Source organism: Pedobacter sp. GW456-11-11-14-TSB4 (assembly GCF_059424425.1).
Window position 1 is genome coordinate 30,840 of the sequence record NZ_JBWKZK010000006.1, and the last position, 15,753, is coordinate 46,592.

At 34.1% G+C, this 15,753-nt stretch carries 12 protein-coding genes; 3 read left to right on the forward strand and 9 right to left on the reverse strand.

What is annotated here, in order from left to right; genetic code table 11:
• The first annotated feature begins 22 nt into the window (after positions 1-22).
• Positions 23-1,222, forward strand: coding sequence for a signal peptidase I (gene lepB / locus AC07XU_RS16940; RefSeq protein ID WP_494944817.1), 1,200 nt, complete (start codon positions 23-25; stop codon positions 1,220-1,222).
• A gap of 365 nt (positions 1,223-1,587) precedes the next feature.
• Here lepB and AC07XU_RS16945 read toward each other — a convergent pair whose 3' ends face one another.
• The 7 genes from AC07XU_RS16945 to rpmB form a co-directional block, all read right to left on the reverse strand.
• Positions 1,588-2,670, reverse strand: a complete 1,083-nt coding sequence (locus AC07XU_RS16945) for an Ldh family oxidoreductase (RefSeq protein WP_494944818.1) — start codon at positions 2,668-2,670, stop codon at positions 1,588-1,590.
• Between the two features lie 86 nt (positions 2,671-2,756).
• Positions 2,757-4,349 carry a bacillithiol biosynthesis cysteine-adding enzyme BshC gene (bshC, locus tag AC07XU_RS16950; protein ID WP_494944819.1) on the reverse strand — a complete coding sequence of 531 codons (1,593 nt, stop codon included), beginning with the start codon at positions 4,347-4,349 and terminating at the stop codon, positions 2,757-2,759.
• A gap of 68 nt (positions 4,350-4,417) precedes the next feature.
• Positions 4,418-5,749 (reverse strand): 30S ribosomal protein S12 methylthiotransferase RimO, encoded by a 1,332-nt coding sequence (gene rimO, locus AC07XU_RS16955; RefSeq protein ID WP_494944820.1) that lies wholly within the window; start codon positions 5,747-5,749, stop codon positions 4,418-4,420.
• Between the two features lies 1 nt (position 5,750).
• The gene (ftsY, locus tag AC07XU_RS16960; protein ID WP_494944821.1) at positions 5,751-6,713 is read right to left on the reverse strand and encodes a signal recognition particle-docking protein FtsY; all 963 of its coding nucleotides are present in this window, start codon (positions 6,711-6,713) and stop codon (positions 5,751-5,753) included.
• A 70-nt stretch (positions 6,714-6,783) separates the two neighbouring features.
• Positions 6,784-6,951 (reverse strand): DUF4295 domain-containing protein, encoded by a 168-nt coding sequence (locus AC07XU_RS16965; protein WP_494944822.1) that lies wholly within the window; start codon positions 6,949-6,951, stop codon positions 6,784-6,786.
• 83 nt (positions 6,952-7,034) lie between these two features.
• Positions 7,035-7,217 (reverse strand): 50S ribosomal protein L33, encoded by a 183-nt coding sequence (gene rpmG, locus AC07XU_RS16970; protein WP_008242799.1) that lies wholly within the window; start codon positions 7,215-7,217, stop codon positions 7,035-7,037.
• A gap of 43 nt (positions 7,218-7,260) precedes the next feature.
• Positions 7,261-7,494, reverse strand: a complete 234-nt coding sequence (rpmB, locus tag AC07XU_RS16975) for a 50S ribosomal protein L28 (protein WP_055132404.1) — start codon at positions 7,492-7,494, stop codon at positions 7,261-7,263.
• 345 nt (positions 7,495-7,839) lie between these two features.
• Here rpmB and acs point away from each other — a divergent pair, with 345 nt between their 5' ends.
• A complete protein-coding gene (acs, locus tag AC07XU_RS16980) occupies positions 7,840-9,735 on the forward strand; it encodes an acetate--CoA ligase (RefSeq protein ID WP_494944823.1) in 1,896 nt (631 codons plus the stop codon).
• Between the two features lie 78 nt (positions 9,736-9,813).
• Entirely contained in the window at positions 9,814-9,999 is a 186-nt protein-coding gene (locus AC07XU_RS16985) for a CsbD family protein (protein WP_494944824.1), read from the forward strand.
• Between the two features lie 53 nt (positions 10,000-10,052).
• Here the strand turns inward: AC07XU_RS16985 and AC07XU_RS16990 are convergent, their stop codons facing one another.
• Together AC07XU_RS16990 and AC07XU_RS16995 are read right to left on the reverse strand one after the other, a co-directional pair.
• Positions 10,053-12,452, reverse strand: coding sequence for a hypothetical protein (locus AC07XU_RS16990; RefSeq protein ID WP_494944825.1), 2,400 nt, complete (start codon positions 12,450-12,452; stop codon positions 10,053-10,055).
• A gap of 257 nt (positions 12,453-12,709) precedes the next feature.
• Positions 12,710-15,643 carry a M16 family metallopeptidase gene (locus AC07XU_RS16995; RefSeq protein WP_494944826.1) on the reverse strand — a complete coding sequence of 978 codons (2,934 nt, stop codon included), beginning with the start codon at positions 15,641-15,643 and terminating at the stop codon, positions 12,710-12,712.
• Positions 15,644-15,753: the final 110 nt, after the last annotated feature.

The window sequence follows — 15,753 nt, forward strand, 5'->3', positions numbered from 1 at the left end:
AATCAGTTAAACTGAATAAAATATGAACTACAAATTTTGGCAGAAAAATAAAAGTGCCGAACCTAAAAAGAAGAAAACTAAAAGCAGAGAGTGGGCAGATGCCATTATTTTTGCTGTGGTTGCTGCAACTATTATTCGTGTATTTTTTATAGAAGCCTACACTATTCCTTCAGGTTCAATGGAGAAATCTTTATTGGTTGGTGATTTTCTTTTTGTAAGTAAAGTTAATTATGGTGCTCGTATCCCGATGACACCAGTTGCATTTCCTTTTTCGCACCATACTTTGCCATTAACGGCAACTACAAAAGCTTATTGGGATGGTGTGCAATGGAAATATAGAAGGTTACCTGGTTTGCAAGACATCAAACGTAATGATGTAGTTGTTTTTAACTTTCCAGAGGGTGATACGGTAATGTTAGAAAACCAAAACCCAAGTTATTATGATTACGTGAGGGCTGTTGGTTGGGCTAAAACCAATAGTGAATATACAATTACCAGCAGACCAGTTGATAAACGTGAAAATTATATCAAAAGATGTATCGCTATTGCTGGAGATGTAGTGAGTATGAAAAATGGTATTGCCAATGTTAACGGTAAAAATGAACCGTTAAAAAATACCGGGATGATGCCTTACCGAATTCAGTTTTCAAGTAATGAAATTGTGTTTAGTACTTTAGAGGATTTAGGTTTTGTAACTGGCGAAATGCAGCAAGAAAATGAGACTACATATTTAGCTAATGCATCTGCAGAAATGATTGATGAACTTAAGAAATTACCATTTGTAAAATCTGCTTCAATGTTAGCTGCAACGCCAGAAATGGAAGAAATGGGTGGTTTATTTCCACATGATCCAAATAGAAAATGGAACAAAGATAATTTTGGGCCAATAAAAGTGCCAGCTAAGGGATGGACCGTGCAAATTGATAGCAACACCATGCCTTTATATTATAGAGCAATTAGAACTTACGAGGGTAACAAGGTTGAGAAAAAAGGTAACGATTGGTATATCAATGATAAAATTGCAACCTCATATACTTTTAAAATGAATTATTATTGGATGATGGGTGACAATAGACATCAATCTGCCGATTCTCGATATTGGGGTTTTGTACCAGAAGATCACATTGTGGGTAAAGCGTTATTTATATGGATGAGCTTTGATAGTAATGGATCTTGGTTTAGCAAAATTCGCTGGAGCAGAATATTTAAAGGAATTAACTAATTTTAACTTTATACAAATATCAAGACCTCGTAGACTTAAATCTATGAGGTTTTTTATTTGCTACAAATTATTACGATACAGATGGAAAAATTAGCTTATAAAATAATAATACAAACTAACGAGCGTAAAAAATTAGCACTAATGTACCAAGTGAAATATTTAAAGAATAGAGCCATGAATCTGCAATAGTGGTTTTGTCATCCATAGCGCAGCGAAGGACCTCACTCGTAATTTGCCATACAGATTTCTCGTAAACCCGAACAAGTTAAAAGAATTGTTACTTTGTCAATCTTCTACAGATTGACAAAGTTTAATGTGAAAATCTTTTCAAAATTTGACAGTCGGAAAAAAGATTTTGAAAGTAATTATAGTCCAGCGATACCCAACTTAGCAGCCAGTTCATTCAAATCATTTACCACCACATCGATAATTGGTATCCCGCTTATTTTTCTTTCCTGCTCAAAATCATGTTCTGGTTCACCTGGAATGATCACTGTTTTATCAGGATCAACAGTTTTTGCGCTTTTAAAACGTTCAATCCAATTGTCTAAATGATCTTTAAAATCTTGTGCAGGCCGAAAACCATCTACACGCATCGCACCAAAAAAGTGTCCTAAACCCTCGCCAACGGGATTTGCAGATGGCTCTAAAAAAGCAACAAAAGGTGGCACCCATGGGCCGTAATTTGCACCAGAAAGCACAGCTGATAAAATGTCTACAGTAGCGCTTAAGCCGTAACCTTTGTGACTGCCATGGTCTTTATCGCTACCTAGTGGAAGTAAAGATCCGCCATTTTTTAATTCGTTTGGATTTATAGATGATTTTCCTTCCTTATCCTGTATCCATCCTTCTGGAACATTTTTATTTGCTCTTTGTGCAATTTCTAATTTGCCATTAGCTGCTGCTGCGGTAGCCATGTCCACAATAACTGGCGGATATTTACCTGCCGGAAATGCATAACACATCGGGTTAGTGCCTAATAAACGCTCATTGGCATAAGTTGGGGCAACCAGCGGACTAGCATTTGTCATGCTGATGCCTATCATATTTTTTTCAACGGCCATTAACGAATGGTATCCGGCTATGCCAAAATGATTTGAATTTTTAACAGCGACCCAGCCACTACCATATTTTTCTGCCTTTTCGATTGCTACTTTCATTGCAAATGGAGCTACAACCAAACCCAAACCTGCATCGCCGTCTATTGTTGCGGTTGTTGGTGTTTCATGTACAATTTTGATATTTGGAGTTGCGTTAATTCTTTTCTTCTCCCAAAGACGAACATATCCACTTAAACGAGCAACGCCATGCGAATCAATACCACGTAAATCAGATTTAATTAAAACATCGGTAGCTAATGATGCATGCTCATCTGAACAACCCATTTTAATAAAAACAGTATGGGTAAAATTTCTAAGTTTTTCTTCGGTAAAAGTGATGAAGTTCATTTTATAAAAGTTTTCGTCATTGCGAGGAGGAACGACGTGGCAATCTGTATTGCATGAAAGATTGCTTCGTACCTCGCAATGACGCGTTATGATGAAGGCAACAACAAAGTAAAATCGCCACCTAAAGGTTCAAAATTTTCTATAAGCGATGAAATAAAATCATCTCCATAATTTACATACATAGGTGCTAAATTAACAACCCTTTCTTGCAAAGTGCCACCTGGAAAAAGTCTGGCTTTTACATTTTCGATCTGCTTTAATGAAACCTCATGTTTTCTTTTTTCAGCTCTAAAGATCTTTCTTTCTAAATTTTCAATTAGGTGATTAGTCTTTGCTTTAGCAGATTCAGTTGATTTTTCTAATGTTTTATCAATCTTAAAAGCATTTAATTTTATCTGATCAAAAGTAGATTGGATGGTTCTTAATTCATCAGCTAAACTTAAATTAGAATCGCTATTATTTTTAATCCAATTTTTTTGTAGTTCATCAGTTGATAAAAACGCATCATCTAATTTAAAGCCTAATTTATATAAATTTTCCGCACTGCGTTTATCAATTAACAGCGCAGAATTACGCAATAATAAAACAGGAAAATCTATTTGATAAAAATCGAAGTTGGCTTTTAATTGCATCCAATAAGAAACTTCGGCACCACCACCAATATAGGCAATGTTGGGTAAAATTACCTCTTGATATAAAGGTCGCATAATTACATTCGGACTAAATCTTTCTGGATGATTTTCTATCTCGGTAATTAATTGATCCTTTGTAAAAGTAATTTCAGTGTGATTTACTGAGTACCGCTTATCTTTTTCAATAATCCTTTCACGCAAGTTGTCTTTTAAATAAAAAAAATTGATTTCACGGCCATTTACTTGTGTTTTATAACCCTTATTTTCTAAAGTAAGGTTAGTTTGCTCTGTAAGTTTAGCACTGTGCTGCTCAATTAAATCTTGTTTAATAATGTAACTAAACTGTTTTTTTAAGATAGGATCATCAGCATTAATAATTACCAAACCATAGTTTTCGAACAAACTATTTACCAGAACACGTGTAGCATCTGCGAGATTATCATTTTGCAAATAAGCATTCTCTACAATTTTGGCGAGTTTTTTTCCATTCTTAGAAATCCCCAAATAGGCTTTATAAGCCATAACAGCTGCCTCTACAGTTTTAGTGCTTAGTCTGCCAGTTGCACCGTTGGTTTGCTGTATCCAACTGATGTTTTTTTCATCAACACTTACGTGATTAATTTCCTCAAAATCATGGTCTTCGGTGGCCATCCAGTAAATGGGCACAAAGTTTTTATCAGGATAAGCAATTTTAAGTTCTAATGCTAAATTTATCGTGGTAACGATTTTATAGATGAAGTATAAAGGGCCAGTAAATAAATTAAGTTGATGACCGGTTGTAACGGTAAATGTATTTTCATCAGCCAGTATGCTAATGTTGTGCTTTACAGATTTATTGGTTTTTACATTTTGGTATTGTTGATTTAATACCTCTACCAATTCTGCTCTGTTTCCTTTGAAATTTCGAGCATCAACAGCTTTTTTTAACCCATCCATATCCGGACGGAAACTGTAAAATGATTTCAATTGTGCATCATCATTTACATAATCTAAAACCAGTTTAGAAAACGAATGTGTATCTTGATATGAAATGTATTTGGCCTTCATGTTATTTAACCTTTGACAAACTTTTCGGAAAGTTGCACAATAAGTTTGTCAAAGCTTCCATACATTAATTATTTTACAATTTGTCCATACAAATCGAAATCTTCAGCACGTTCAATTTTAACATTTACAAAAGTTCCGTTTGCAGCATAACCAGAATTAGCATCAATTAAAACCTCATTATCAACCTCTGGGCTATCAAATTCGGTTCGTCCAATAAAGAAATCACCTTCTTTTCTATCGATTAAAACTTTATAAGTATTGCCAACTTTTTCTTGGTTAATGTCGAAAGAAATACCTTGTTGTAGTTCCATAATCGCATCAACACGCTCTTGTTTAACTTCCTCTGGTACATCATCAATTAATTGGTGTGCATGAGTTTTCTCTTCGTGAGAATAAGTAAAGCATCCTAAACGATCGAAACGAGTTTCTTCAACCCAATTGTACATTTCTTCAAAATCTTGTTCAGTTTCGCCTGGATAACCACAAATTAGCGTAGTACGCATGGCGATGTTTGGTACTTTTGCTCTAATTTCGTTTACAATATCAATTGTCTTTTGCTTAGTGATGCCACGACGCATAGATTTCAACATGTTATCTGTGATATGTTGTAGTGGCATATCTAAATATTTACAGATATTTTCACGTTCATTCATCGCATCTAAAATTTCCATCGGGAAACCAGAAGGATAGGCGTATTGCAGTCTGATCCATTCAATACCATTTACATCAGATAAACGACGTAATAATTCATCAAGATTACGTTTGCCATAAATATCTAAACCATAATAGGTGAGATCTTGGGCGATTAAAATTAGTTCTTTAGTGCCATTTGCTGCTAAAATTTTGGCTTCGTTAACCAGCTCGTTCATGTCTCTCGAAACATGTTTGCCACGCATCAATGGAATAGCGCAAAAAGAACATGGACGATTGCAACCTTCGGCAATTTTAAAATAAGCGAAGTGAGATGGGGTAGTTAGTAAGCGTTCGCCAATTAGTTCATGCTTGTAATTAGCACCTAAGCTATGTAGTATATTTTGTAAATCGTTGGTGCCAAAAAATGCATCAACATTTGTAATTTCAGATTCTAATTCTGGTTTGTAACGTTCAGATAAACAGCCCGTAACAATTACTTTTGCTACTTTACCCTCATCTTTTAACTGACTGTATTGCAAAATTGTATCAATAGATTCTTGCTTTGCATTATCAATAAACCCACAAGTATTGATTACTACAATATCATCTTTACCTAATTGATTAGATTCATGCTCAACCGATAAATTGTTGCCACGCAATTGCCCCATTAAAACCTCAGAATCGTAAGTGTTTTTAGAACATCCTAAGGTAATTACGTTAATTTTAGGTTTAGCAACAGGTTTAACAAGCTTGTTTTTAGTAATCATATTATTTGAATAGGGAATTAACGAAATCTTTTTTATCGAATAACTGTAAGTCATCCATTTTTTCGCCAACACCGATATATTTTACAGGAATTTTAAATTGATCAGAGATGCCAATAACCACACCGCCTTTTGCAGTACCATCCAATTTAGTAATTGCTAAAGCATTAACATCTGTTGCTTCGGTAAATTGTTTGCATTGTTCGAATGCATTTTGGCCTGTTGAACCATCAAGAACCAATAAAATTTCATGTGGTGCATTTGGGATTACCTTTTGCATTACATTTTTAATTTTACCTAATTCGTTCATCAAACCAACTTTGTTGTGCAAACGTCCAGCTGTATCAATAATAACCACATCCTCTTTATTTGCAACTGCAGATTGAAGTGTATCAAACGCAACAGAAGCAGGATCAGATCCCATAGCTTGAGCAACAACTCTTACACCAACACGTTCTCCCCAAAGTTTAATTTGTTCTACAGCTGCAGCTCTAAAAGTATCAGCAGCACCAAGAACAACATTTAAGCCTTCTCCTTTTAATTTATGAGCAAGCTTGCCAATGGTAGTTGTTTTACCAACGCCATTAACACCAACTACCATAATTACGTAAGGTTTGTGGTCGCCGTATTCAAAATTTCTGAAATCATTGCTGTTATTTTCTGCCAACAACAGTTGGATTTCATCTCTTAATAAGTTGTTTAATTCTGAGGTAGAGAGGTATTTATCTTTGGCAACACGAGCTTGTATCCTATCGATGATTTTTAATGTAGTGGTTACTCCAACATCAGAAGTTACCAATACTTCTTCGAGGTTATCTAATACATCATCATCTACAGTTGATTTACCTGCAACAGCTTTGGTGATTTTGCTTAAAAAGCCTTCTTTAGTTTTTTCTAAACCTTTATCTAAAGCTTCTTGAGCTTCAGGAGCGGTCTCTTTTTTCTTAAAAAAATCGAATAAACCCATAAAATAATTTAAAATAAAAAAGCCCTTCCGTTAAATACGGAACGGCCTTTAATGCTATTCGTTATAGAAACTATTTAGTACTGTGCGTACCAGCAATAGCATCTTTTACGTGATCGTTGTGAACAATTAGTTCTTTAAATGAATAAGCTCCAGTTTTTGGAGATTTAGTCATTGTAACAACTTTCGAATATTCTTTACCTGTACCCGTTTTTAGGGTTGCAACTACTTTCTTAGCCATGTCTTTTTAATTTAATGATGGAGTGAGTGGATGGTTGAATGAGAGAATATCATATTCAATCCTTCAATCAATCTATCCTTCAATTATTTTATTTCTTTGTGTACTGTTACTTTTTTCAATACTGGGTTAAATTTTTTCAATTCTAAACGCTCAGTAGTGTTTTTACGGTTTTTTGTAGAAATGTATCTAGACATACCTGGCATACCGCTAGTTTTATGTTCTGTACATTCAAGAATAACTTGTACTCTATTACCTTTTTTTGCCATTTTATTTATCTTTTAAGCCGATTTCACATCGGCAAATTATTTACTACAAATATCCTTTTTTCATGAAACGATTAATCGCCTCAGAAATACCAATTTTATTAATGGTTTTGATTGCTGAAGTAGACACTTTTAGTGTTATCCAACGATCTTCTTCAGGGATATAAAATTTCTGAAGTTGTAGGTTAGGGTAAAATTTACGCTTCGTTTTAACGTTCGAGTGAGAAACATTAAATCCCGACATCGCCATTTTTCCGGTTAAATCACAAACTCTTGACATGACTTTATTATTATGTTGATTATTTCGCTACTTAATTTTTTTAAGAGTGTGCAAATATCAGAATTATTTTTGTAAACATCAAGCGAGTCTCAAATTATTTTTCTCTTACATAAATTTGAACCCTTCATACAACCAATAGATTTATAATTCAGCTATTTGGAGTGCATTATTTTTTTGTAATTTATGAGATAAATGCTTCAAATTAAGGTTCAAATTTTAGGTATTGATTGATGGTAAAAAATATTGTGCAGGCAAAAAAAACAATTATAAATCATTTTTGATACAATACGGAAGTTTCATTCAATTATAAATTCTTTAAATTAGCGACCACTAAATATATGAACAATGCAAATTATATCCCTTAAGCAGTACGAAGAAGATTATAAAAAGAGCGTAGAAAACCCCGAGCAATTTTGGGGAGAAGTAGCACAAAATTTTCAATGGCGTAAACCTTGGTATAAAGTTTTATCGTGGGATTTTGAAAACCCAACTATTAAATGGTTTGAAGGAGCTAAATTAAATATAACTGAAAATTGCTTAGATCGCCATTTGGCACATAGTGGAGATAAACCTGCAATTATTTGGGAACCAAACAATCCTGAAGAAGAAAGTGTAACCCTTACTTATAAAATGTTGCATGAACGTGTTTGCCGTTTTGCTAATGTTTTAAAAAGAAACGGTGCGCAAAAAGGAGATAGAATTTGCATTTATATGCCCATGGTACCAGAATTGGCTATTGCCGTTTTGGCTTGTGCCAGAATTGGAGCAGTACACTCTGTAGTTTTTGGTGGTTTTTCTGCAAAATCTATCGCCGATAGAATTAATGATGCACAATGTAAATTGGTAATTACCGCAGATGGCGCTTACAGAGGCAGTAAACAAATTCCTTTAAAAGATGTAATTGATGATGCATTAATCGGCTGTCCAACTGTAGAAAAATGTATAGTGCTAACGCATGTGCGCACACCAGTTTCAATGTTAAAAGGTAGAGATGTTTGGTGGGAAGATGAAGTAAAACATGTAAATGATGTTTGCGAAGCAGAAGAAATGGATGCAGAAGATTTGCTTTTCATTTTATATACATCTGGCTCTACAGGTAAACCTAAAGGCGTGGTACATACTTGCGGAGGTTTTATGGTTTATGCAGGTTATACTTTTACCAATGTATTTAATTACCAGCCAGATGAGGTTTATTTTTGTACTGCAGATATCGGTTGGATAACTGGTCACTCTTATATTGTTTACGGACCGCTTTCTCAAGGTGCTACATCTGTTTTGTTTGAAGGTGTGCCAACTTACCCAAATGCATCGCGTTTTTGGGATATTGTAGAGAAACACAAAGTGAATACTTTATATACAGCTCCAACAGCAATACGTTCATTAATGGGCTTTGGCGATGAGCCTTTACAGGGAAAAGATTTAAGCTCGATAAGGGTTTTAGGTTCTGTAGGTGAGCCTATTAATGAAGAAGCTTGGCATTGGTTTGATGAAAAAATTGGCAAAAGTAAAGCGCCAATTGTAGATACTTGGTGGCAAACAGAAACTGGAGGTATTATGATATCGCCGATTGCTACTGTAACACCAACTAAGCCTAGCTTTGCAACTTTGCCTTTGCCTGGTATACAACCGATTTTGGTTGATGAAAATGGAAATGAAATTGAAGGAAATGGAGTAAGTGGAAATTTATGTATTAAATTTCCTTGGCCAGGGATGTTGCGAACTACTTACGGAGATCATGAACGTTGTAAACAAACTTATTTCTCTACTTATGAAAACCTTTATTTTACGGGCGATGGTTGCTTGCGTGATGAAGATGGTTATTACAGAATTACAGGTAGGGTAGACGATGTTTTAAATGTATCTGGACATAGAATTGGCACAGCCGAAGTAGAAAATGCGATTAATATGCATGCTGGTGTTATTGAAAGTGCGGTAGTTGGTTATCCGCATGATGTGAAGGGACAGGGTATTTTTGCTTTTGTAATTTCACCAGAAATGCATGGCGATGTTGAATTAACTAAAAAGGATATTTTACAAACGGTAACCCGGGTTATTGGAGCTATTGCTAAACCAGATAAAATACTTTTCGTTTCTGGTTTACCAAAAACTAGATCGGGTAAAATTATGCGTCGTATTTTAAGAAAGATTGCCGAAGGTGATACAGCTAACTTGGGAGATATAAGTACGCTACTAGATCCAAATGTGGTACAAGAAATTATTGAAAGCGCAAAGAAACCTTAATTTAAATTTAAACAAACAAAATCTTTTTGCTAACTGTTATTCATACAATCAACAGATTTTAAACAAAAACCTAAGAAAATGGATAAGTTAGAAATAAAAGGTAAATGGAATGAAATTAAAGGAAAAGTTAAACAAGCTTATGGCGATTTAACTGACGATGATTTAACATACGTTGAAGGTCAAGATGACGAAATGTTAGGAAAACTTCAACAAAAAACTGGTAAAGGAAGAGACGAACTAGTGAAATGGATCAACTCTTTATAAGCCAATAAAACTAAAAATATAAAAGCGATTATCCACTTGGTTAATCGCTTTTTTTATGGGTTTTGTTTTGGTTTAACTTCAAAAAAATGTTCGCCAAACACAACATCATTGTTGGTAATGCCTTGCACAATAACTTTAAACTTACCTGTTATATCGCTGGTGTAAAATTCAATTTCAGTTTCTTTTTTGCTATTGATAATTGTGCCGTAGTTCCAATAAATGGTAGAAAAAAATGCCGGCTCTTGAGGGTCTTTATAATCACCTAAGTAAAATTCTTTTTGGTAATGGATACCGCTAAATTTTATAAAATTTTCGTCTAACCCTAAACCAACTCTACATTCTTGATAAACAGTGTAATAGCCATTGGTGCTGTAAGTTTTTCCAGAAATTGGCTGAGTATTTTGCGAATCGCTTATATGATTACGGCAATTTAAAATATTGTAGCGGCATACATAATCTCCACAAGCATTACTGCCAGTTGCGCCAGAAAACCCTATTGAAGCATCTTTCTTACTATTGATCACTACTTCTTTTAATCGAATAGCTTTTTCGTTTCCTTTTAATACCAAATCTGCATTGTTAGTAATAGCCGAAGGAAGTATAGGATTTTCAAATAAGGCAAACCTTGCCAATGTTTTACTCATTTTCAGAAACTGATCTTCAACACTAATTTTAAAATCAAATTTGTTTTTATCGTTTACAAAAAGATAGCTTTTTCTTCCCTGTTCTAAAATCAGCTCATCTGTATTAAAGTTAAAATTGCCATTTGCCGAGGTTTCAATTAATCTAATTTTTGTATCACCCAAGGCACCGAGCATAACAGGTTTTGCTAGCTCTTTTTTTGATTTGGTTATTGAGCCTAGCATTTGTAGGCTATCAAACGCTAATGAAGTATGGGCTGATGTAACTTTTTGTAAGTCTTGCCAAGTGTATTTTCGCCATCCTTTTACCAATAAAATTTGCTCTAAGTAATTAACATCTTTATATGGCGTTCCTTTTATAACAATTGGTAAGTTGCTTAATTCGTTTGTTAAGTAAGTATAGCTTTCTATGTCATTTGCATTTTTAGCTTGCAATCTGTTTTCTTGCACACAAGCAATTGATACTACGCTCAATGAATCTAAGCTTAATTTTAGGCTTAATTTAACTTTCTCTCGCTGATGGTAAATGGGTTTATCTGTATTAGCAATTATATTTTCTGTTGCGCTGTAATGTGCAAAAAACATACGCTCAGCCAATGGCCTCTTTAAACTATCTAAAACGGTAAAAGTCATTACACCTTTTGGTATCTCATTGAGAGGAATTTTGATAATCGTTCTATTTACATCCATATCAAATGGGATATTTGCAAATACCTCACGATAGTTGTGTATCAAAAAGTTTAAGTTAGTTGAGCTGTTATTTTTAATAATCACTGCCAAGGTATCTTTTAAAACTGCTTTTTGAAGCTGAAGTGTAATGCCTTTTTCTATAGCTTTTGGTAAATAATAAACACTATCTACTAAACCTGAATGAATTAATTTTACACTATATTGAGCGCTAATTTTTGGCCTTAATTGAAAATTGCCAATTCCATAACTGCTGGTTTCAATAGTGTCAATTATTTGGTTGTTTTCTAGTAAAAATGCTTTGGTAGCGATAGGCATTTGCTGTTGATCTTTAATTTCCCAACCAACATTAGAAGGTAATCCTTGCACCAAATTACCGCCTTCGGGATAAAACTTTAAACTTGCTTTATGCTTTTTTAGGGGCAATGCCATACTTAAATAACTAGTGTCTTTTTCGTTGTTTAACTTCACATATAAGTTTTGATCAGCCAAATCGCTTTGCGTAGGTAAGTTAAGAAGGAGCTGCCCAGAAGCATCAGTTTTTGTTTGCTTAGATTGATTGCCGTATTTATAATTTATTTGTAGAGGTTTTGGCAAAAAACGATTGTCTTTTGTAGTTGCGATTAATAATACTTGATGATTATTTCTTGTGTCTGCAGCATTTTCTAACATTTTTAAAGAGGCTTTAAATGCTGGGTCAATTTTAGTTTTAATGGTAATAGGTTGCGTGTAAACTGCATTTGGCAATCCGTTTACAAGTTGATTTGTGTAAGCTAAAAAATGGTAATTTCCGGTTAAAATAGAGTCGGGCAAGGTGATGCTCCCAAAACTTAATCCCTTATCCATTATAAATTTATCTTGAATAATAATTGTGCTATCTAAATCTCTAATTAAGCAAACCGATAATATTTTATGTGCTATTGGTGGTGTTATTTTGTCTTTTAACAGATAACCTGAAAAGTAAACTATTTCATTATTGGTGTAAATATTTTTATCTAAGTGTACAAAAAGATTGGTGCTTGGTTTTGCATTGGCTAGCCAACTCATTTTTACAGAGATGCTATCTTGAGCGAATGCGGTGTTAAAAGTGGTTAGCAGAAATAGACCATAGAGTATTAGTCGCATTTTTTAAAAATAAATGAATTTAACTAAACTGCCAAGCATGCATTTTGCAGGAGCTGTATTAAGTTTGTTGCATTTAACTTTGTGAAATAAACCCAATGGTAGCGAGCATGTAGCCCCGACCTTTAGGTTGGGGCGAAATAAAGCGAACAGTGGGACTGAAATTGCCAAGAGTTACTGAACTTGCTTTTCAAAAAAAAAAGCGACTTCCATTTAGAAAGCCGCTTAAAGTCCTCCCTTTTATGGGAGGATTAGGAGGGTTAATATCCAAATAACTGCTCTAGCGTTAAGGTAGTTACTTCACCAAATTTTTGCATATCCTCTTTTTTAACTTTTTTATCTGAGGCTACAATTAAATAGGTGTAAGGTTTATTGGCTACTTTTTGGGTATGAAAATCTTTAATAGATTGGAAAGTTATTGGTTTTAAATCTTTGTATAAATCTATTCTCGAATCGTAATCATAACCTAATTTTTTATCGGCGAAATAGTAAGCAAATACGCCATCTTTAGTGATACGAGTTGTTTCTAAATTGTTAATTACGTTAACTTTTGCACCGTCGAAAGATTTATCGCTTCTTGGCAAATCGTTTAACAACTCGTTCATTCCGTTAACTGCATCAGTCATTTTATCTGCTTGGCTACCTACGTAAGCAATCATGCTGTATTGTTTGTCTGCCTTATCAGGAGATACGTATTGCGCAAAAGTAGAGTAAGCCAAAGCTTTAGATTCTCTAATAGTTTGGAACACAATAGAGCCCATGCCGCCGCCAAAATAGCTGTTAAAAACTTGAATGTTTGCAGCATCAGTTTTGTTATATAAACCAGTGTTTCTTAACCAACGGATTTCTGATTGAACCATGTCGTAATTTGCAAAATACACTTTGTTGGTGTCTTGCTTGGTGTAAGTGTAAACTTTAGCAGGCGCCGCATCTGTAAATTCTTTTGGCAATAAATGCGCTTTTTTAATGTCGGCAGTAAAAGTTGTTAAATCTTTTGGACCATAATAGGTGATGGCGTGCTCATAATTGGTTAGATTTTTAATTAGGTAAATCAAATCTTCCGATTTCATGTTTTTTACATCATCATTACTTAAAACATTGTTAAAAGGATTTAAACTACCATATTGAGCATAAGAAGTTAAACCATTCATAATTTGAGATTTGTTTAACTTATTGTTTTCGCGGCTTTTTAAAATTGTACCCTTTAAATCTGCTAATGCTTTTTCGTTAGGTTTTACATTGGTTAAAATATGCTCAACTAAGCTTACTGCTTTGTCAAAATTTTCTTGTAAACCACTGATGTTAATTGAAGTAACCTCTGCTCCAACATTTAAACTGTAGGTACAAGCAATATCATAAAATGCTTTACTTAATTCTTCTGCAGTGTATTTATCGGTACCTAAAAAGGTTAAGTAGCTTGATGCATAAGGCAAAAGCTTGTAATTATTTGAACCCATATTAATGCGGTAACTCATTCTAAATATAGAGTTGTCTACATTTTTGGTGGTTAAAACCTCTGCAATACCGGTTTTGCCAAAGGCGATGTCTTTTTTGTAATCTAAAAATTTAGGAGCAATTGGTTTTACTGGCATTGCTAAAGTATTTTTAACAAATTCTGAAGTTAAACCTGCATTGGCATTAATTGGTGTAATGGTTGGTTTTTCTACTTTAATTAAGTTTTTATCCTCGCCTTTGCGTTTAAAACCGATAATATAATTGTCTTTAAAGAAAGAATTGGCAAATGCAACAACTTGCGCTTTAGTGAATTTAGCAGTAGCATCTATGTCGCCTAAACTTTTATCCCATTTGGTGCCACGGTGCAAAACAAATTGGTTCGATAATATTTCTGCTCTATTGTTATTGCTATCAAAAGCTTGCAGAAAGCTCAATTTTTGGTTGGCAACAATTGCTTTTAATAATGATTCATCAAATTGTCCTTTTTTTAATAAATCAATTTGACCTAATAGCAATTGAGAAGCTTCTTCTAAAGTTTGTCCGGCACGTGGTGATGCTGATAAATTGAACACACCATAATCTTTCATTTGCTGATAACTTGCACCAGCTCTTAATGTTTTTTGTTGTTTATTTAAGTTGATATCGATTAAACCAGCTTTGCCATTCATTAAAATGCTACGAATTAAACTTAGCATTAAGCTCTCTTGCGTATTATCTGCAAAGCCGCGGTAGTAAATTTCTACCATTTCTGCACTTGGGCCAAACACTTCTACTTTTTGAATAGTAGTTAGTGGCTTTTCTGGAGCTGGATTATAAAGCGCTAATGGTTTATTTACCATGTAGCTAAAGGTTTTTTCTACTTTTTTAATCATTTCATCTGGATTAAAATCTCCAGTAAAAATGGCTGCCATGTTATTTGGCACGTAGTATTTGTTGTAATAATTTCTTATTTCTACTAACGATGGATTTTTTAAGTGCTCAATTGTACCAATGGTAGTTTGTTGCCCGTAATTATGGGTAGGAAACAATAATTCCATCATCGCCTCGTCTAATTTGTTAGGGTCGCTATCTAAACTACGGTTTTTCTCTTCGTAAACAGCCTCTAACTCTGTATGAAAAATACGGAAAATTGGTTTGCGGAAACGTTCACCCTGTATAGCTAAAAACTTATCGACTGAATTTGATGGGAAATCTTCATTGTAAACAGTTTCTTCGTACCAAGTATGTGCGTTAGATGAGCTACCACCGATGCCGGTCATTAATTTATCATACTCATTGGCAATAGAAAAATTAGAAGCTTCTCCAGAAACTTTATCTATCTCTTTGTAAATTTCTTTACGTTGAGCTGGGTCTGTAGTTTTATTGTACTTTTCATAAAGGGCATCAATTTTATCTAACAATGGTTTTTCTTGTGCCCAATTGTTGGTGCCATATTTATCTGTTCCTTTAAATAAAACGTGCTCTAAATAATGCGCTAAACCCGTTGCATTTCTAGGGTCGGTATTGCTACCTGCTCTAACCGACATCCTAAACTCAATATTTGGTTCTTTTGTATTGGGTGATAAGATAACCGTTAAACCATTTTTTAAGGTGTAAAACCTAGATTTTGACGGGTCGTTAGTTACATATTTGTAAGTATAACCACCAGATGAGGCCGTTTTCCACTGATAGGTAGATTGAGCCATTAAATTAGAGCCTGCAAAAAGAAGGCAGACGAACAAAATTAATTTGTGTTTCATTATTTTTTGAGCTTGGTTGTTTAATTGTTTGCCAAACTATTTTAAGATAGTTTTACAAAAGATAAGTTACATGTAAATATAGCTTGATGAAATTAAATTTTAGCATTAGC